This window comes from Rhodanobacter soli, from assembly GCF_040548735.1.
Taxonomy (GTDB): Bacteria; Pseudomonadota; Gammaproteobacteria; order Xanthomonadales; family Rhodanobacteraceae; genus Rhodanobacter; species Rhodanobacter soli_A.
Genome location: NZ_JBEPSD010000001.1, coordinates 567870 through 586438 on the forward strand (window position 1 = coordinate 567870; position 18569 = coordinate 586438).

An 18569-nucleotide genomic window follows, 5' to 3' on the forward strand; every position below is an offset into this window, starting at 1 on the left:
CGGCATGGGTCGGCCCATGCGATCTTGTCTTTTGTCTGTGCCTTGACGATCAGCGCTGCTTGATCGTCGCCTGCAACATCACCACGGCACGGTCGCCGACCACGGCGGGGTCGCCGCTGCGCGCAGTGATGCGGTAGTACACCGCCGTGGTGGATGTTCCCTGCGCGCCGTAATTCTGCGAGTTGGCGCTCTGGTTGAAACCGGTGCTGGAGGTGGTATCGACCCAGTTGCCCATGTTCTCCACCACGTACTGCGGCTGGCCGGCGGCGACGCTGCCGACCGTGAACTGCCCCGCCGCGGTGCCGGCGGCTACCGTCTGGATCTTGCCGGTCGGGAACTGGGGATCGGTGAACGGATTGCCCAGGCACACCACGCTGGCGGCCTGGCAGTTGCGCGCGATGATGCCGGGATTGGTGGGAACCAGGGCGGCCGCTGCACGCATGGCCGCCTCGGCATTCTGGAAGGCGACCTGGCGGTCGTACAGGTTGTTCGCCATCTTCTGCTGCATGACGGTGCCGCGTACCGCGGCCAGCCCGACCAGGGTGATCACCACCAGCAGGATCAGCGCCACCACCAGCGCCGCTCCGCGCTGGTCGGCGCGACGCGACGGCGAAAAGCCGCCACGGCAGCATGGTTGCGTCGCGAACATGGATGAGGGTGCGGGAACACGGTTCATGTCAGTTCACCCGGTTGCGCACGGTGGTGGTGGCGGTGAAGGTGCGCGTCAGCGGCTTGACGTCGGTGCCGGCGCGCTGGTCGGCGCTTTGCAGCGTTAGCTTGACCTGCACGGCATCGACCACGGCCCAATTGGCGATCGAGCTGGCGGCCACGAACGCGGCATCGCCCTTCGCGTGGTAGCGGATGGTCATGTCAGTGACGTCACGCACCATTTCCTGCGGCGTGCCGAGAAACACGTTTTCCTTCGCGTCAGGGGCGGACAGCGCAACCCGGTACAGGGAGCGTCCCTGGACTGGATTGTTGCCGATGTACCAGTCGGCGGCGCCCAGCTTGGCGATCTGCGAGTTGTTGCCGAACTGGTAGAGGTTGCCGTTGGTGCTGCTGCAGTCGCTGGGGTAGCCCAGGCCCTTCGAGCAGTTGCCGGGGTTGACCGTGTTGCCGGTGTTGTGCACGAAGGTGACGGTGTTGTTGTTGTAGTTGCTGATCTGCACCATCACCGCATGGTCGGGATCGCACACGATGACGATGTCGCCGGACTGCAGGTTGGTGGTCTTGTCGTTGAGCTTGAAGTTCGCCGCCGGCTCCTTGTCTTCCGCCACGCTCATGCCGTCGTCGATCGCGCCGAGGACCTGCACGGAATCGGTGCCGGCGACCCGCTGGCCCGCGGCGGTGCCGAACACGCCTCCCGTCGCCGGGTCACCCTGGTTGCCGCTGTAGCCACGCAGGGCATTGGCCCAGTTCGCCCACCAGTCGGTACCGCTGTTGTTGAGCACGTTGGCCATGCGGTCGCCGTTGTTGCACGGGTTGAGCCCAGCATTGCGGATGTCGCGCGCCATCAGCTCGAATGCGATGCGCGAACCGTCCTGCACGTCGCCGAGCGCCTGATTGGTGCGGTAGGTGCGCTGGTTGGCCAGGAACACGCTGGTCACGCCGGCGATGACGATCAGGCCAAGCAGCATCGCGACCATCAGTTCGATCAGGGTGAAACCGGCAAGCGGCTTCATCGACTTGGGCATGTGACGGGCCGCGCCACGGCGGATCATGGAATGACTGCTCATAGCATGGCCCTGGTGACGACTTGCTGTTGGTTGGTGCCGCCTACGCCCGCCCTGCTGTCGTCGAACGTGATGGTGACGGTGCAGTCGGCGCTGGCCGTACCGACGGCCGTGCAGGCGATGCTGCCGGTGGTGCTGGCGACTGCGCCCAGGCTCTTGTTGCCGAGCCCCTGGCTGCACCACTGGTTGAGCTGGACGCTGGCCAGGGAACCGCTTGCCGCCGGGCAGGCGTTGGCTGCAATCGGCGTGGACGTGTTGTAGTCGCCGTTGCGGGCACCACCGATGTCCGCACGCATCGCATCCAGGATCGAATAGCTGGCGACCGTGACCATGCTGCGCGCCATCGCGCTGTTGTTGGTGGAGAGCGACATGGCCTGCAGCGCGGCGATGCCGAGGAAGGCGATGGACAGCACCAGCACGGCGATCAGCACCTCGATCAGGCCGACGCCGGACTGCGCCACGATACGCGGCATGGCTGGAACAGGGCGGAGGCTCACGGGCAGGCTCCCGAACTGGGGGTGGACACGAGGATCGAGCCGGCCGTCATCGTGATCACGCGATGGTTGTTGGTGCTCATCTGGCTGGTGCAAATGTCGGCCACCGTACCGCTGTAGGGGCTCGTGGTACCGACGGCCTGCCCCAGCCCCTGCCCTCCGAAACGGATCGCCTTCACGTCGCCCTTCAGCTGCACGGCCCCGGTGATGCCGACTGTGCCAGCCAGTACCTGAGAGGGTGTCGTGCCCGCCATGGCGTAGACCGCGCCGACCTCAGTGCCACACTTGGTGCCCAACGCATCGGTCGTGGTGTTGGCACTGGCCGAGTTGCTGCACAACTGGGTATTCGCGTTGCGCTTGACCGCTTCCATCCGCGCCACGTGGACCGCATTGATGATGTCGTTGGCGGTGGTGTTGAGCTTGTTGGAAAGCGTCAGTGACTTGAAACTCGGCACCGCGATCATGATCAGCACCAGGGCCACGGCCATGGTGATCAGCAGCTCGACCAGGGTGAAGCCGCGCTCGCGCCGCCGCGCCGCGACCCGTACCGATCCGCACTCCAGCGAGCGACCGCCGAGATTCTTCGGCTTACGCGTTTCGATCAGCGAGACGCCTCGCTGACGCGACAAGACTTGCATGGAATTCTCCCTGATACCCCTGCAGCCACTGTACCTATCGGTCCCGCTCCGGCCAGCCTCCAGCCGACAGGCGGTAGCAATTGCCCGACAAGCGGCTGATGGCGGCGCAGAAAAGGTGATCGGGTTCACGCGCAGTCGGCCAGGGCGGCGGCGGCGATCGCATCGCAGCCATTCCAATCGCTACGGAGCGGCCTCGATTCGGTTCCTGCCGTTGTCCTTGGCGTGGTACAGCGCAGCGTCCGCGCGCCGCACCAGGGAAGCGGCCCCCGTATCGGCGTGCCTCAACTGGGCGACGCCGAGGCTGATCGAGAGCTGCAGTTCGATGCCGGCGACTGTCGGCCGCGCGGCAGCCACGTTGGCGCGCAGGCGCTCGGCCACCTGCAGGCCGCCCTCGAGATCGGTATCGGGCAGCATGACCAGAAACTCCTCGCCGCCCATGCGGCCAAGCCGATCGAACTGGCGCAGCGCTCCTTGGCAAGCCTGGACGATCTGCTCCAGCACCTGGTCGCCGACCGGATGACCATGCCTGTCGTTGACGCGCTTGAAGTGGTCGATGTCGAGCATGATCACGGTCAGCCAGCGATGGGTACGGCGTGCCTCGTCGACGGCCACGTGCAGCATGTGTTCGATATGACGGCGGTTGGAGATGCCGGTCAGCGGGTCGGTGAGGGCCAGCCGGTGCAGGCGGCGGCTCTGGCGCCATTGCCGCCATGCCAGCCAGAGCATCAGCACCAGCAGCACGCCGGCAAGCAGGATGGCCAGGCGCTGCCAGCTGCGAACGCGCTCCAGCGCAGCCAGTTGCTGCTCCTTGAGCATCTTGTCGGCGGCCAGCTTGCGGTTCTCCAACTCACGCCGTTCGGTATCGAACTGGTAGCTCATCAGAGTGGTGATCTGGGTCTTGGCCATGCGCGCCAGCGCAGCATCGGCCTTCATCTTGAGCTTGAGATCCGCCAGCGCAGCGGATGGCTTGCCCAACGCCTCCTGGTTCTTCGAGCGCTCCTCGTACAGTTCGGCCAGGTAACGCATGTTGTTGCTGTGCCTGACGTTCGCCTCGGCAACATCGAACTCGCGCGCGGCCAGCTCGCGCTGGCCCAGACCCGCATGGGCCTCGGCCGACTGCAGGGCCAGCATGCCGGTATTGGACTTGTCCGAGACGTCCTGGAATTCCCTGGCGGCGTGCTCCAGGTACTGCAGCGCCTCGGCGTACTGCTGCCGGGCATTGCTGCTCTCCGCCAATGCCAGCAGAGCGGCCCCCACGCTTTGCCGCGAACCGGTTTCACGCGCCAACGCCAGAGCCCGCTGCAGGGGCACAACCGCAGCGGCGGCATCGCCCCGCTCGGTTGCCAAAAACCCCAGCTGCAGGTTGACCACCATCTGTTCCTGCTTGTCCTGCTTGCGTTGCGCGAAGACCATCGACTGCCGCAGGTAGTCGCCGGCCTTGTCGTACTCCCCCAATCGCCGGTAGATGGTGGCGATGCTGATGAGATTGGACTGCGCGGCCGTCGTATTGCCCGCCACTTCATAGAGACGCTGCGCCTCCAGAAAATCGAACAGGGCTTTCGCCTGCTCGCCCAGCAACGACTGGGCGCTGCCGCGCCAGGTCAGTCCGTCGGCGATCAGGCGGCCGTTCTCCAGACGCCGCGCAATCCGGATGCCCTCCTCGTAAGCTGGCAGCGCGTCGCGCTCCGTGGTGACCCGGCCCTGGTAAAGGCCGCGGCAAATCTGGAAGTTGGCCTCCGCTTCCAGGTCGCCCGCCTGGCGGGCCTGCTCGATGCCACCGCCTGCATAGGCGTAGCCGCCGTTGGCGTCGTTGTCGAACGCCAGGAAGCAGTACATGTATTCGTACCGGCGCCGCCGGTAGGCATCGTTGGACGGCAGCAGGGCACGCAGGCGATCGAGGGTGTGGTCGACGGACGCCTGGCTGTTGAGAGCCACCTCACCGTTGTCCAGTCGCCGGATGAGCTGGTCGAACGCCACCGTGTCGCGCACCGATGCCTGCGCCGCCGGTTCGGCATGCGCGCACAACGCCGTCGCCAACAGCAACACCAGCACACCAGGTAAACCACGAAATAGTCCGGACAACACGCCCCCGAGAAAGTCGATTCAGACCCTCCATGTCCGCACGGCGCAGGCCGTCGTCTCGTTATCGGCCGGGTCGCGAAAAACCTGAAGGATGCTTGGCCCGCCGGCGAGACCGCGGCCCGACAGCCGCCGAGCGAAGCGCCGGCCCTGCCATTTCACGTTGTCCGGCCCGCCGACGCCGCAATCGCGCTTGCGCCATCGCGGTGCGGCCCGTAAAATCATCGGCTCTTTGCCGGAATAGCTCAGTTGGTAGAGCGGCGCATTCGTAATGCGTAGGTCGTAGGTTCGATTCCTATTTCCGGCACCAGTTCATGCAAGACCCGAAGCCCCGGAATGCCATGCTCTCCGGGGCTTTTTGCTGCGCCGATGACGCAGCTTCGCAGGGCGGGCACTGTCTGCCCGATGAATCAGGTTACAGACTGGCGGAGCTGCTGCCGCCGACCACGCGCAGTTCCTTCGGCAGGGCGAAGGTGATGTTTTCCGGTTCGCCGTCCAGTTCGCGCACGTTGCCGGCACCCCATGACTGCAGGCGGGCGATCACGTCGCGTACCAGTTTCTCCGGCGCGGAGGCGCCGGCGGTGAGGCCGATGCGGTTGACGCCATCGAGCCAGCTGCGCTCGATGTGTTCGGCACTGTCGATCAGGAACGAGCGCACGCCCTGCTTCTCGGCCAGTTCGCGCAGGCGGTTGGAGTTGGAGCTGTTGACCGAGCCGACCACCAGCATCAGGTCCACCGCACCGGCGAGCCGGCGCACGGCGTCCTGGCGGTTCTGCGTGGCGTAGCAGATGTCGTCCTTGCGCGGCCCCTCGATGTCGGGGAACTTCACGCGCAACGCCTCGATGATCGCCTTGGTGTCATCCACCGACAGCGTGGTCTGGGTGACGTAGGACAGCTCGTGCGGGAAAGCCGGTGCCAGCGTGGCGACGTCCTCCAGCGATTCGACCAGCAGGATCTCGCCACTGTTGGCCGGATTCCACTGCCCCATCGTGCCCTCGACTTCCGGATGGCCGGCGTGGCCGATCAACACCACGCTGCGGCCGATGCGGCCCAGCCGTGCCACTTCCATATGCACCTTGGTGACCAGCGGACAGGTGGCGTCGAAGACCTTGAGATGACGCTGCTCGGCTTCCTCGCGCACCGCCTGCGACACGCCGTGGGCGCTGAAGATCACGGTGGCGCCATCGGGCACCTCGTGCAGTTCCTCGACGAACACCGCGCCGTCGGCACGCAGCTTGTCGACCACGTAGCGGTTGTGCACCACCTCGTGCCGCACGTAGATCGGCGCGCCCCACGATTCCAGCGCACGCTCGACGATGGCGATGGCGCGATCGACGCCGGCGCAGAAGCCTCGGGGGTTGGCGAGCAGGATGTCCATTGACGTCTCAGGAGTGCGTGGAGAGGAGTGAGAAATGAGCAAAGGCAGCCACTCGTTCTTCACTCCCTACTTTTCTCATTCCCGATTATCGCACGCCATCCCCGGGCTTGCCGGCGAACAGGCCGAACACGATCAGCATCACGGCGCCGACGGTGATGCCGCAGTCGGCGATGTTGAACACCGGGTAGTTCCACTGGCGGAAGTACACGTGGATGAAATCGGTAACCTGGGCCGCGTGCAGGCGGTCGATCAGGTTGCCGATCGCGCCGCCCACGATCAATGCCAGCGGCAGGCTGGTGCGCCAGTCGCGCCGTGGTGTGCGCGCCAGCCACGTCACCAGCACCGCGCTGATCGCCAGCGCCAGCAGCACGAAGAACCAGCGCTGCCAGCCGGCACCGCTGGCCAGGAAACTGAACGCGGCGCCACTGTTGAACGCCAGCGTCCAGTTCAGGAAACCGGGGATCACCGGATGCGGCACGCCCATCGGCTGCAGCGCATGCACCGCCCACCACTTGCTGAGCTGGTCGAGCACGATGACGGCGGCGGAGAGCCAGAGCCAGGGGAGTGCGTTGGGTTTCGGCGTCATGGAGTGCGGGACTCGGTCGTGGCAGGTTTTGATTCCTCCTCCTGCAACGGAGGGGGCGGTCGGGCGAGGGTCGCTTTTGATCTTGAGAGATCAGATCAAGAGCCTACCCCTCCCCAGCCCTCCCCTGCTTTGCAGGGGAGGGAGACAAGCGGGGCTTCGCGGGTCAGAACCAGCGGCGGTCCTCGCCGGGACCTTCGACGTTGCTGACGCAGCGGCTGCACAGCTCGGGATGCTCGGCGTGGCTGCCCACGTCGTCGCGGCGGTGCCAGCAACGCACGCACTTGGCGGCGCTGCTGACGTCGGCGGAAACCCAGGCTTCGGCGCCGTCCAGTTCCACCTTCACCGCGTCTTCCGCGCGCGGCGTCGACGGCGCCAGGGTGAAGTCGGAGGTGATGAAGAAGAAGCGCAGCTCGTCGGCGACATCGGCGTAGCGCGACTGGAGCGCGGCGTCGGCATGGACCACCAGCTTCGCTTCCAGCGCCGCGCCGATCCGCTCGGCCTTGCGCATGCCTTCGAGCACGCGCGAAGCGCTGTCGCGGATCGTCAGCAGATCGGCCCAGTAGCGCCGCTGTTCCGGCGAGTTCTGGGTGGCGGCCAGGCCGTCGTACCAGGTTTCGAACAGCACGCTGTCGCCACGCCCGCCCGGCATGGCCTGCCAGATTTCCTCGGCGGTGAAGCTGAGGATCGGCGCCAGCCAGCGCACCAGCGCCTCGGTGATGCGGTACATCGCACCCTGCGCGCTGCGCCGGCCGCGGCTGTCGGTCGGCATGGTGTAGAGCCGGTCCTTGGTGATGTCCAGGTACAGCGCGCCCAGTTCGTTGGTGCAGAAGTTCTGGATGCGCGCCACCACTTCGGGATAGTCGTAACGCTCGTACGCGGCGGTGACCGCCTGCTGCACGTCGTACGCCTGCTGCACGGCCCACTGGTCCAGCAGCAGGCTGTCTTCCACCGGGATCAGATGTTTTGCCGGATCGAAGCCGTCCAGGTTGCCGAGCAGGAACTTCGCGGTATTGCGGATGCGCCGGTAAGTGTCGGAGACGCGCTTGAGGATCTCGTCGGAGACGGTCATCTCGTTGCGGTAGTCGGCCGAGGCCACCCACAACCGCAGCACGTCCGCGCCCAGCGTATCCATCACCTTCTGCGGCGCCACCACGTTGCCCAGCGATTTGGACATCTTGCGGCCGTTCGCGTCCACCGCGAAACCGTGGGTGAGCACTTCGTCGTAGGGCGCGCGGCCGTGGATCGCCGACGAGGTCAGCAGCGACGACTGGAACCAGCCGCGATGCTGGTCGGAGCCTTCCAGGTACATCACCTTGTAATGCGACGCCGTGCCCTGCTGCAGTTCCGGGCGCTGGCCGATCACCGCGAAATGCGTCACGCCGGAATCGAACCAGACGTCGAGCACGTCGGTGACTTTCTCGTAGTCGTTCGCGTCGGCGCCGAGCAGCTCGGCCGCATCCAGCGTGAACCACGCGTCGATGCCGCCCTGCTCCACCTTTTTCGCGACCTGCTCCAGCAGCGCCACGGAATCCGGGTGCGGCTCCTGCGTGGCCTTGTGCACGAACAGCGCGATCGGCACGCCCCAAGTGCGCTGGCGCGAGATGCACCAGTCCGGGCGTCCGGCGACCATGCCGGCGATGCGTTCCTCACCCCAGCCCGGCACCCAGCGCACGTTCTTGATCGAGGTCAGCGCGGTCTCGCGCAGCTGCGCCTGCTCCATCGAGATGAACCACTGCGGCGTGGTGCGGTAGATCACCGGCGTCTTGTGCCGCCAGCAGTTCGGGTAGCTGTGCTCGATCTTCGCGAACGCCAGCAGCACGCCGCGCTGGCGCAGCAGGTCGACGATGGCGTCGTTGGCCTTCCAGATATGCATGCCGCCGAGGCCGAGGCCGTCGGCAGCGGGGGTGTCGATGCGATAGGTGCCGCGCGGCTCGATGTAGTTGAGCAGGCCGATGCCGTACTCGCGCGCCACCACGAAATCCTCGACACCGTGATCGGGCGAGGTGTGCACCGCGCCGGTGCCGTCCTCGGCGCTGACGTGCTCGCCGAGGATCACCGGCACCTCGCGCGGGTAGAACGGATGGTGCAGTTGCAGGCCTTCCAGCGCCTTGCCCTCGGCATGACCCAACACGGTCGCCTGCCCGATGCCGTAACGCTGCGCCGCCTTGTCGGCCAGCGCGCTGGCGACGACCAGCAGCACGCGCTTGCCGTCGCGCGACGGGCCTTCGATCAGCGCGTATTCCAGCCCGGCGCCGAGCGACACCGCCTGGCTTTCCGGCAAGGTCCACGGCGTGGTGGTCCAGATCGGGATGGCGGCGATGGCATCGCCGGCATCGACGCCGAACTTCGCCAGCAGCGCTTTCGGCTCGACCGCGTCATACGCCACGTCGACCGCCGGCGAAACCTTGTCGCCGTACTCGATCTCCGCCTCGGCCAGCGCCGAGGCGCAGTCGAAGCACCAGTACACCGGCTTGGCGCCGCGCACCACGTGGCCGTTGGAAACGATGCGCGCCAGTGCGCGCAGCATGTCGGCCTCGAAGCGGAAATCCATCGAGCGATACGGGTGGTCCCAGTCGCCGAGCACGCCGAGCCGCTTGAAGTCGGCGCGCTGGGTATCGACCTGCTCGGTCGCGTACTCGCGGCACTTCTGCCGGAACGCGGCGGCGTCGAGCTTGTCGCCCGGCTTGCCGAACTTCTTCTCCACCGCGATCTCGATCGGCAGGCCGTGGCAATCCCAGCCCGGCACGTACGGCGCGCGGTAGCCGGCCAGCAGCTTGGACTTGACCACCATGTCCTTGAGGATCTTGTTGACCGCGTGGCCGATGTGGATCGGGCCGTTCGCGTACGGCGGGCCGTCGTGCAGCACGAACACGCTGTCGCGATCGGCGGTCTTCTGCTGGATCTGCGCATAGCGATCGACCCGCTCCCACTCCGCCAGCCAGCCCGGCTCGCGCTTCGGCAAGTCGCCGCGCATGGGGAACGCCGTCTGCGGCAGGTTGATCGTGCTTTTGTAATCGTGGGTCATTGCGTGGATGCCGTCACTGAGGTGTTGCCGCCCGCCAGATGGCAGGCAAAGAAAGGAAAGTTAGTCGATTTCGACCCGTGCCGTAATGCCGCGTCCTCACGCCTCGGCCAGTCGCGGGTTCATGCCCAGCAGCTCGCGCGCCCGGCGCGAGTCCAGCGCCATCTGCGCCTTGAGCGGTTCCAGCCCGTCGAATTTCTGCTCGTCGCGCAGCTTGGCGACGAACTGCACCGCCATGCGCTGGCCGTACAGGTCGCCCTCGAAATCGAACAGGTGCACTTCCAGCAGCGGTTCGGCGACCTCGTTCACGGTGGGGCGCACGCCGAGGCTGGCCACGCCCGGCCAGCTGCACTCGCCCTCGCCCAGTCCCACGCGCACCGCGAAGATGCCCTGGATCGGGCTGACCCGCTGCGACAGGTGGATGTTGGCGGTGGGATAGCCCAGCGTGCGGCCGAGCTGGTTGCCGTACTCCACCTTGCCTTCGATCACGAACGGCCGGCCCAGCAGCGACTCGGCCCCGGCGAACTCGCCCGCCGCGAGCAGGGCCCTCACCCGGCTGGCCGAGACGCGGGTGCCGTCAAGCTGCACCATCGGCATGCTGCAGGCGGTGAAGCCGAGCTGCGCGCCCATCCGCTCCAGCAGCGCCATGTCGCCGCCGCGCTTGTGGCCGAAGCGGAAATCGCCGCCCACCCACACTTCGCGCGCGGCCAGCCGTTCGACCAGCACGCGCTGCACGAACGCCTCGGCCGACATCGCGGTCAGCGCCCGGTTGAAGCGCAGCAGCAAGGTGTGTTCCATGCCGGCGGCGGCGAAACCGCGCAGCTTCTCGCGCACGCTGGACAGCCGCGGCACCGGCTCGGGCGAGAAGAACGCGCGCGGCAGCGGCTCGAAGCTCACCACCACCGGGCTGCAGCCGAGCGCCTGCGCGCGCTCGCGCACCTGGGCCAGCAAGGCCTGGTGGCCGCGGTGCAGGCCGTCGAACGCGCCGACCGCGATAACGCTGCCGCGCGGCGCCAGGCAGGGGCCTGCGACATCCCTGGAAAGTCTCATCATCGCGTGAGTATAACGGCCCGGCTGCCCGCGATAAGAGCCTCGGGCGGGTTCACGCACCGCGCAGGTCGCGCAGACGGAAGCCGCCGGCAAACAGCACGGCGACATAACTGGCCCCGCCGGCCAGCACCAGCACGGTCAGATGCCACAGCCGGGTCAGCACCGGCACCCCGTGGGTCCAGTTCGGCCACAGCCAGCGGCCCAGCAACAGCACCGCCAGCATCACCGCGCAGGCCGCAGCCAGCCGCAGCAGATGCCGCGACCAGCCCGGCTGGCGCTGGTAGACACCGGCCTTCTTCAGCCAGTGCCACAGCAGCCACAGGTTCACGTAAGCGGCCACCGCGCTGGCCATGCCCAGCGCCATGTGCAGGCCGGGCAACCGGGCCAGGCCGTCCAGCCACGCCAGCTGCTTCAGCTCGGCCGGCGCCCACAGTTCGAACAGCAGCGCCAGGAACACCACGTTCAACAGCATGTTGGTGAGCAGCGAAGCCACCGCCGCACGCACCGGCGTGCGCGTGTCCTGGCGCGCGTAGAACGCCGGCAGCAACACCTTCACCAGCGCGAATGCGGGCAGGCCGAAGCTCAGCGCGGTGATCGACAGCGTCGCCATGGCGGTGTCGTGCGCGGTCCAGTGACCGTGCTGGAACAGCGTGGCTACCAGCGGCCCGGCCAGCAGCATCAAGGCGAACATCGCCGGCACCGCGATCAGCAGGGTGACGCGCAGGCCCCAGTCCAGCGCGCGCGAAAAGCCGGCCTTGTCGGTGGTGACGTGGTGGCGCGACAGCGACGGCAGGATTACCGTGCCCAGCGCCACGCCGAACACGCCCAGCGGCAGTTCCAGGAAACGGTCCGCCTGCGACAGCCAGCTCTGCGAACCGACCACCAGCAGCGAGGCGATCACCGTGTCGAACAGCAGGTTGATCTGCGCCACCGACGAACCGAACAGGGTCGGCACCATCAGCCGCATGATCCGGCGCACCTCCGGGTGACTCCAGCCCCAGCGCGGCAGGGTCAGCAGGTCGAGCCCGCGCAGCGCCGGCAGCTGGAACAGCAGTTGCAGGATGCCGGCCGCCAGGATCGCCCAGCCCATCGCCATGATCGGCGTCTGCAGCCGCTTCGACAGCCACAGCGCGCCGGCGATCATGCACAGGTTGAGGATCACCGGGGTCAGCGCCGGCAAGCCGAAACGATGGAAACTGTTCAGCGCACCGCCGGACAGCGCGGTCAGCGACACGAACAGCAGGAACGGAAAGGTCAGCCGCAGCAGCTCGACGGTCAGTTCGAACTTGTGCGGCTCGTCGATCGCGCCGGGCGAGAACAGCACGGTCACCTGCGGCGCGAAGATGATTCCCAGCGCGGTGATCAGCAGCAGCACGCCACCCAGCGTGCCCGACACCCGCGACATCAGGTCCTTCAGCTGCGCATGCGTGCCCTTCTCCTTCACTTCCGTGAAAACCGGCACGAAGGCGGTGGAGAACGAGCCCTCGGCAAACAGCCGGCGCATGAAGTTGGGAATGCGGAACGCCACCCAGAACGCGTCGGTGGCGCCGTTGGCGCCGAACGCGGCGTTGATCGACATGTCGCGCACCAGGCCGAGCACCCGCGAAACCATCGTCATGCTGCTGAACGAGAGCAGCCCGCGGAGCATGCTGGGGGACTTCATGTGGCTGTTCGTTACCTTCGGCGTCGATCACGCGGGACGCGTAGTTTGACAGTCCGCGCGGGCAGGATGACAGCGCGGATATGGCAGAATACCGGCACGATCACGGCCGCGCGCCCATGCCGGCCCTCGGCGCGGCCGCCTAAATGATTGACGCACCGGCGAATCGACCGCATAATTGGCGTCTTTTTCCACCCTCAACCCTGCATTCCGGAGTTCTACCTTGGCCAACATCAAGTCCGCGAAGAAGCGCGCGCGCCAGTCCGAACAGCGCCGTCTGCGCAACATCAGCGCCCGCTCCATGGTCCGCACCGCCCTGAAGAAGGTCGTCAAGGCCATCGAGGCCAAGGACAAGGCTGCCGCCGTCGCCGCGTTCACCGCCGCCCAGCCGGTGATGGATCGTTACGCCGCCCGCGGCCTGATCCACAAGAACAAGGCCGCCCGCCACAAGAGCCGCCTCAACGCGAAGATCCGCGAACTGGCGTAAGCCGGGGCGCGATTCGGGTTGCATGAAAAAGCCGGCGCAAGCCGGCTTTTTCGTGTCTTCAGCTTCGCTCCCTCCCCTGCTCGCAGGGGAGGAGCCAAACGAGGGCGTCACCTCCGCGGGCGGAATTCCAGCGGCATCGGCTCGCCCTGCCGCGCCGCGGCCGGCGGTTTCGGGCCGCAGGCGCCGCAGGTGCTGCAGCCGTCGCTGCAGTCGCCGGTCGCCTCTTTCGGCTGCAGGCGGCGCCCCAGCGCGCGCACCCACGCGGCACGCCCGGGGCGGCTGTAGCGTATCGATGTGGCCGCCAGCCAGCGGTTGGTGAGTTTCGGCGCGAGCTTGCGGAACACGATCAGCACACTGATCAGCACGATCAGGCCGACCACCACGTACTGCACCAGCAGGCCGGTACTCATGTCAGCGCCCTCGTCACCTGGTAGACGAGGAACGACGCGGCGTAGGCCATCACGAACATGTAGCCGAACGAGATCGCCACGTTGCGCCAGGAATCGGTCTCGCGCTTGATGATCGCCAGGGTGGACATGCATTGCGGCGCGTACGCAAACCACACCAGCAGCGACAACGCGCTGGCCAGCGGGATCTGCCCGACCAGCGCATGGCCCAGGCCACCGGCCGCTTCGCCACCGACCAGATAGACGGTGGCCAGTGCGGCCACGGCGGTCTCGCGCGCGGCAAACGCCGGGATCAGCGCCAGGCTGATCTGCCAGTTGAAGCCGATCGGCGCGAAGACATACTGCAGCGCCCGGCCAATGTAGCCGGCGAAGCTGTACTCGATCGCCGGCTGGGTCGCGCCCTCCGGTGCGCCCGGGAAGGTGGAGAGGAACCACATCAGCACGGTCAGGCCGAGGATCACGCCGGTCAGCCGCTTCAGGAAGATCATGCCGCGCTCGTACAGGCCGATCGCCACATCGCGCGGCTTGGGCATGCGGTACGACGGCAACTCCATCATCAGCGCGTGCTCGCTCTTGTCGCGGCGGATGTGTTTCATCACCCAGCCCACCAGCATCGCGCCGAGGATGCCGGCCAGATACAGCGCGAACAGCACCACGCCCTGCAGGTTGAACACGCCGAACACGTAGCGGATCGGAATGAAGGCACCGATCAGCAGCGCATACACCGGCAGCCGCGCCGAGCAGGTCATCAACGGCGCGATCAGGATCGTGGTCAGCCGGTCGCGCGGGTCGGTGATGCTGCGCGTGCCCATGATGCCGGGAATCGCACAGGCGAAACTCGACAGCAGCGGGATGAACGAGCGCCCGGTCAGCCCCACCGACAGCATCAGCCGATCGAGCAGGAACGCCGCGCGCGGCAGGTAGCCCGACTCCTCCAGCACGATGATGAACAGGAACAGCACCAGGATTTCCGGCAGGAAGCCCAGCACCGTGCCGAGGCCGCCGAACAGGCCGTCGTTGACCAGGCTCTGCAACGGCCCGGCCGGCATCCACGCGGCGACGTGCCCGCCCAGCCAGCCGAAACCGTCGCCGATCGCGTCGGTCATCGGCTTGCCGATCGAGTACACCGCCTGGAATACCAGGAACATCACCACCGCGAGAATCAGCAGGCCGAACACCGGATGCAGGGTCCAGCGATCCAGCGCATCGTCGAGTTCCGCGGTGGCGCGCGGCATCGTCACCGTCGCCGTCAGCAATTCACGCACCTGTGCATGCAGGTCGGCGCGGCCGGCCGCGTCGCCCACCTGCGCCGGCGCCGCCGGCGGCACTTCGCCGTCGACCCGCTCGATCAGGCCACGCGCACCGCCGCGTTTCACCGCAACGGTTTCCACCACCGGCAGGCCCAGTCGCCGTTGCAGCTCCGGCACGTCGATGACGATGCCGCGCTGGCGCGCGGTGTCCATCATGTTCAGCGCCAGCACCACCGGCCGGCCCAGCCGCTTCACTTCCAGCACGAAGCGCAGGTGCAGGCGCAGGTTGGTCGCGTCGGCGACGCAGACGATCAAGTCCGGCGGCGCCTCGCCCGGGTAGTTGCCGGCACAGACATCGTGGGTGATCTGTTCATCCGGGCTGTTCGCGTCGAGGCTGTAGGCACCCGGCAAGTCGAGGATCTGCAGTACGCGGCCGGACGGCGCGGTGAAACGGCCCTCCTTGCGCTCCACTGTGACGCCGGCGTAGTTCGCCACCTTCTGCCGGCCGCCGGTGAGCAGGTTGAACAGCGCCGTCTTGCCGCAGTTCGGGTTGCCCACCAGGGCGATGCGCAGGGTCGAAGCGCTCATGCCGCCACCTCGGTACGCACGCTGATCCGGGCCGCCTCGGCGCGACGCAGGGCAAAGCGGGTGAAACCGATCTGGATCAGCAACGGATCGCCGCCCATCGGCCCCACCGCCACCACGCGCACCGGTTCGCCATCGACGAAGCCCAGGTCGCGCAGGCGCTGCGCGATCGGGTCGGCCGCGTGCGCATCGTCGACGCGGTCGACCACGGCAGGGGCACCCTTGGGCAAATCGGACAGACGCACAGGCTGGATTCTCAAATAAGAATAGTTCGCATTATAGACCTACACTCGGCCCGCTGCACCACGCCCGGTTTATCATCGCGTTATTTGCCACAGGGACGACCGATGACCGATTCCATCCTGAGCGAGCGCCGCGGCACGGTCGCCTGGCTCACCCTGAACCGTCCGCAGATCCACAACGCGTTCGACGACGCGCTGATCGCCGCGCTCACCGACGCGCTGGCGGCCGCCGACGCCGACCCGGCCGTGCGCGCCGTGGTGCTGAGCGGCAACGGCAGCTGCTTCTCGGCCGGCGCCGACCTCAACTGGATGCGCGGCATGGCCGGCGCCAGCGAGCAGGAAAACCGCGAGGACTCGCTGCGCCTGGCGCGGCTGATGCGCAGCCTGCAGTTCCTGTCCAAGCCGACCATCGCGCGGGTCAACGGCGCGGCCTATGGTGGCGGCGTGGGCCTGGTCGCCTGCTGCGACATCGCGATCGGCGTGGACACCGCCAAGTTCGCGCTGTCGGAAGTGAAGCTGGGCCTGGTGCCGGCGGTGATCTCGCCGTACGTGATCGCCGCGATCGGGCTGCGCGAGGCGCGCCGGTTGTTCATCACCGGCGAGGTGTTCGATGCCGCCACCTCGGCACGCATCGGCCTGCTGCATGCGGTGGTATCCGCCAGCGAGCTGGACGAAGCGATCGAGCGTCAGTTGTACCTGCTGGCCAAGGCCGGCCCGCTGGCCCAGCGCGAAGCGAAACAGCTGGCCTTGCGCATCGGCGGCGCCGACCCGGTGCAGGCCGAGCGCATCGACAGCGCCAACGCCGAACTGATCGCCCGCCTCCGCGTGTCGCCGGAAGGCCAGCACGGCCTGGGCGCCTTCCTCGACAAGCGCGCACCGGCGTGGGTCGGGCAGCCGTAGGAGCGCACCCGGGCTATCTGCTAGCTTTAGACGATTTGCATCGACAGCCAACGGCTCCAGGATCCTGCATGTTCGAACGCGTACTGATAGCCAACCGCGGCGAGATCGCCTGCCGCGTGATCCGCACCTGCCGCCGCCTCGGCATCCACACCATCGCGGTGTATTCGGAAGCCGACCGCGACGCGCAGCACGTGCGGCTGGCCGACGAGGCGTGGCCGATCGGCGGGCCGCGTCCGGCGGATTCGTACCTGCGCGGCGATGCCATCCTCGACGTGGCGAAGCGGACCGGCGCGCAGGCCATCCATCCCGGCTATGGCTTCCTCTCGGAGAACACCGACTTCGCCCGCATCTGCACCGACGCCGGCATCGCCTTCATCGGGCCACGCCCGGAAAGCATCGACGCGATGGGTTCCAAGGCCGCCGCCAAGGCGCTGATGGAACAGCACGCGGTGCCGCTGGTGCCGGGCTACCACGGCGCCAACCAGGACGCCGCCCACCTCGCCGAACAGGCCGCCAGGACCGGCTTCCCGCTGATGATCAAGCCGGCGGCCGGCGGCGGCGGCAAGGGCATGCGCATCGTGCGCGACGCGGCCGAGTTCGCCGACGCCCTCGCTTCGGCGCAGCGCGAGGCGGCCAGTTCGTTCGGTGATGCGCGGATGATCCTGGAGCGCTACGTCGAGCATCCGCGGCACATCGAGTTCCAGGTGTTCGGCGACACCCACGGCAACGTGATCCACCTCAACGAGCGCGAATGCTCGGCCCAGCGCCGTTACCAGAAAGTGCTGGAGGAAACCCCCTCGCCTTTCCTCGACGACGCGCGCCGCCAGGCGATGGGCGCAGCCGCCGTCGCCGCGGCCAGGGCGGTGAACTACGTCGGCGCCGGCACGGTGGAATTCATCGTGGCGCAGAGCGGCGAATTCTTCTTCATGGAGATGAACACGCGGCTGCAGGTCGAGCACCCGGTCACCGAGATGACGTTGGGCCTGGACCTGGTCGAATGGCAGTTGCGCGTGGCCGCCGGCGAGCCACTGCCGTTGCAGCAGGAGGACGTGCATGCGCGCGGCCATGCGATCGAGGTGCGCCTGTACGCGGAAGACCCGGACCAGAACTTCCTGCCCGGCTCCGGCAAGCTGCAGACCCTGCGCCTGCCTGCGCCATCACGCCACGTGCGCCTCGACGGCGGCGTGATCGAAGGCGACAGCGTGACGATCTTCTACGACCCCATGATCGCCAAGCTGATCGTGTGGGACGAGGACCGGCCGCAGGCCCTGCAGCGGCTGCGCGAGGCGCTGGCGGCCAGCGAGATCGTCGGCCCGAAATCGAACATCGGCTTCTTGGAACGGCTGGCGCGGCACCCGGCGGTGGTCGAGGGGCGCATCGACACCGGCTACCTGGATCGCCATCTGGACGAGTTCCTGGTCGGCGATGTCACGCCTTCCGACGGCACCCTGTTCGCCGCCGCCACCGCCGCGCTGCTGCATGACGAGCTGCACGTCCAGAGCGCTCCGGCCGATCCGCATTCGCCCTGGGCGCGCGCCGACGCCTGGCGCATCGGCCACGCCGGCAAGCGCATCGTGGCGCTGACCTCCCGCGAACGGCGTTTCGAAGTCGAGGCGCACGGCCACGGCGGCGACTACCGGCTGCGCCACGGCGAGACCCACTGCGAAGTGCGCGGCGCGCGCGTGGCCGACAACAGCCTCAGCGCCCGCTTCGACGGCGAATCGCTGCGCGTGCCGCTGCGCGCCGACGCCCAACGCGTGCTGCTGCACGACGCGCATGGCCAGCGCCACAACTTCAGCCGCGCCGCGGCGTTCGCCTGGGAATCGAAGGACGCCGTCGGCGGCAACCAGGTCATCGCGCCGATGCCCGGCCGCATCGTGCTGGTCAAGACAAAGGCCGGCGACGTGGTCGAACAGGGCCAGGAACTGCTGGTGATGGAGGCGATGAAGATGGAACTGGCCTTGAAGGCGCCGCGCGCCGGCACCATCGAAAGCATGAACGCCACGCAAGGCGAGTTCGTCGAAGCGGACGCCGTGCTGGTGCGTTTCGCCGACTGAC

At 67.5% G+C, this 18569-nt stretch carries 16 protein-coding genes and 1 tRNA gene; 4 read left to right on the plus strand and 13 right to left on the minus strand.

Going from position 1 to position 18569, the window contains the following annotated elements:
- Positions 1–49: 49 nt before the first annotated feature.
- The 5 genes from ABIE04_RS02610 to ABIE04_RS02630 all read right to left on the minus strand — a co-directional run bounded on the left by ABIE04_RS02610 (position 50) and on the right by ABIE04_RS02630 (position 4911).
- Positions 50–676, minus strand: a complete 627-nt coding sequence (locus ABIE04_RS02610; RefSeq protein WP_354547023.1) for a pilus assembly PilX family protein — start codon at positions 674–676, stop codon at positions 50–52.
- Position 677: 1 nt separating this feature from the next.
- The gene (locus ABIE04_RS02615) at positions 678–1721 is read right to left on the minus strand and encodes a PilW family protein (RefSeq protein ID WP_354547024.1); all 1044 of its coding nucleotides are present in this window, start codon (positions 1719–1721) and stop codon (positions 678–680) included.
- A gap of 11 nt (positions 1722–1732) precedes the next feature.
- Positions 1733–2206, minus strand: a complete 474-nt coding sequence (gene pilV / locus ABIE04_RS02620) for a type IV pilus modification protein PilV (protein WP_354549759.1) — start codon at positions 2204–2206, stop codon at positions 1733–1735.
- A 20-nt stretch (positions 2207–2226) separates the two neighbouring features.
- Complete coding sequence (locus tag ABIE04_RS02625; protein WP_354547025.1) at positions 2227–2865, minus strand: GspH/FimT family pseudopilin; 639 nt, start codon at positions 2863–2865, stop codon at positions 2227–2229.
- Between the two features lie 180 nt (positions 2866–3045).
- Entirely contained in the window at positions 3046–4911 is a 1866-nt protein-coding gene (locus ABIE04_RS02630; protein WP_354547026.1) for a sensor domain-containing diguanylate cyclase, read from the minus strand.
- Between the two features lie 267 nt (positions 4912–5178).
- Here ABIE04_RS02630 and ABIE04_RS02635 point away from each other — a divergent pair.
- Positions 5179–5254 (plus strand) — tRNA-Thr (locus ABIE04_RS02635).
- Between the two features lie 105 nt (positions 5255–5359).
- On the opposite strand, the gene ispH is transcribed toward ABIE04_RS02635, so the two are convergent.
- The 5 genes from ispH to murJ all read right to left on the minus strand — a co-directional run bounded on the left by ispH (position 5360) and on the right by murJ (position 12643).
- A complete protein-coding gene (ispH, locus tag ABIE04_RS02640; protein WP_354547027.1) occupies positions 5360–6322 on the minus strand; it encodes a 4-hydroxy-3-methylbut-2-enyl diphosphate reductase in 963 nt (320 codons plus the stop codon).
- A gap of 85 nt (positions 6323–6407) precedes the next feature.
- The gene (lspA, locus tag ABIE04_RS02645; protein ID WP_354547028.1) at positions 6408–6908 is read right to left on the minus strand and encodes a signal peptidase II; all 501 of its coding nucleotides are present in this window, start codon (positions 6906–6908) and stop codon (positions 6408–6410) included.
- Positions 6909–7071: 163 nt separating this feature from the next.
- Entirely contained in the window at positions 7072–9933 is a 2862-nt protein-coding gene (gene ileS / locus ABIE04_RS02650; RefSeq protein ID WP_354547029.1) for an isoleucine--tRNA ligase, read from the minus strand.
- Between the two features lie 96 nt (positions 9934–10029).
- Complete coding sequence (locus ABIE04_RS02655) at positions 10030–10983, minus strand: bifunctional riboflavin kinase/FAD synthetase (RefSeq protein WP_354547030.1); 954 nt, start codon at positions 10981–10983, stop codon at positions 10030–10032.
- 49 nt (positions 10984–11032) lie between these two features.
- On the minus strand, positions 11033–12643 hold the full coding sequence (gene murJ, locus ABIE04_RS02660; RefSeq protein ID WP_354547031.1) for a murein biosynthesis integral membrane protein MurJ: 1611 nt from the start codon (positions 12641–12643) through the stop codon (positions 11033–11035).
- 220 nt (positions 12644–12863) lie between these two features.
- Between murJ and rpsT the strand changes: the two genes are divergently transcribed.
- Positions 12864–13127, plus strand: a complete 264-nt coding sequence (gene rpsT / locus ABIE04_RS02665) for a 30S ribosomal protein S20 (RefSeq protein WP_007804840.1) — start codon at positions 12864–12866, stop codon at positions 13125–13127.
- 107 nt (positions 13128–13234) lie between these two features.
- Here rpsT and ABIE04_RS02670 read toward each other — a convergent pair whose 3' ends face one another.
- From ABIE04_RS02670 to ABIE04_RS02680, 3 genes are read right to left on the minus strand one after another with little or no spacing between them, the layout of a single operon-like run.
- Positions 13235–13537 (minus strand): DUF6587 family protein, encoded by a 303-nt coding sequence (locus ABIE04_RS02670; protein WP_354547032.1) that lies wholly within the window; start codon positions 13535–13537, stop codon positions 13235–13237.
- Entirely contained in the window at positions 13534–15372 is a 1839-nt protein-coding gene (gene feoB / locus ABIE04_RS02675; protein WP_354547033.1) for a ferrous iron transporter B, read from the minus strand. Before feoB ends, ABIE04_RS02670 begins: the two co-directional genes overlap by 4 nt.
- Entirely contained in the window at positions 15369–15614 is a 246-nt protein-coding gene (locus ABIE04_RS02680; protein WP_354547034.1) for a FeoA family protein, read from the minus strand. The genes feoB and ABIE04_RS02680 overlap by 4 nt, the downstream gene beginning before the upstream one ends.
- A 102-nt stretch (positions 15615–15716) precedes the next feature.
- On the opposite strand from ABIE04_RS02680, the gene ABIE04_RS02685 reads away from it, so the two are divergent.
- Both ABIE04_RS02685 and ABIE04_RS02690 read left to right on the plus strand, forming a co-directional pair.
- On the plus strand, positions 15717–16511 hold the full coding sequence (locus tag ABIE04_RS02685; RefSeq protein ID WP_354547035.1) for an enoyl-CoA hydratase-related protein: 795 nt from the start codon (positions 15717–15719) through the stop codon (positions 16509–16511).
- Positions 16512–16579: 68 nt separating this feature from the next.
- Positions 16580–18568: an acetyl/propionyl/methylcrotonyl-CoA carboxylase subunit alpha gene (locus tag ABIE04_RS02690; RefSeq protein WP_354547036.1), complete on the plus strand. Its 1989-nt coding sequence runs from the start codon at positions 16580–16582 to the stop codon at positions 18566–18568.
- The last annotated feature ends 1 nt before the right edge of the window (position 18569 follow it).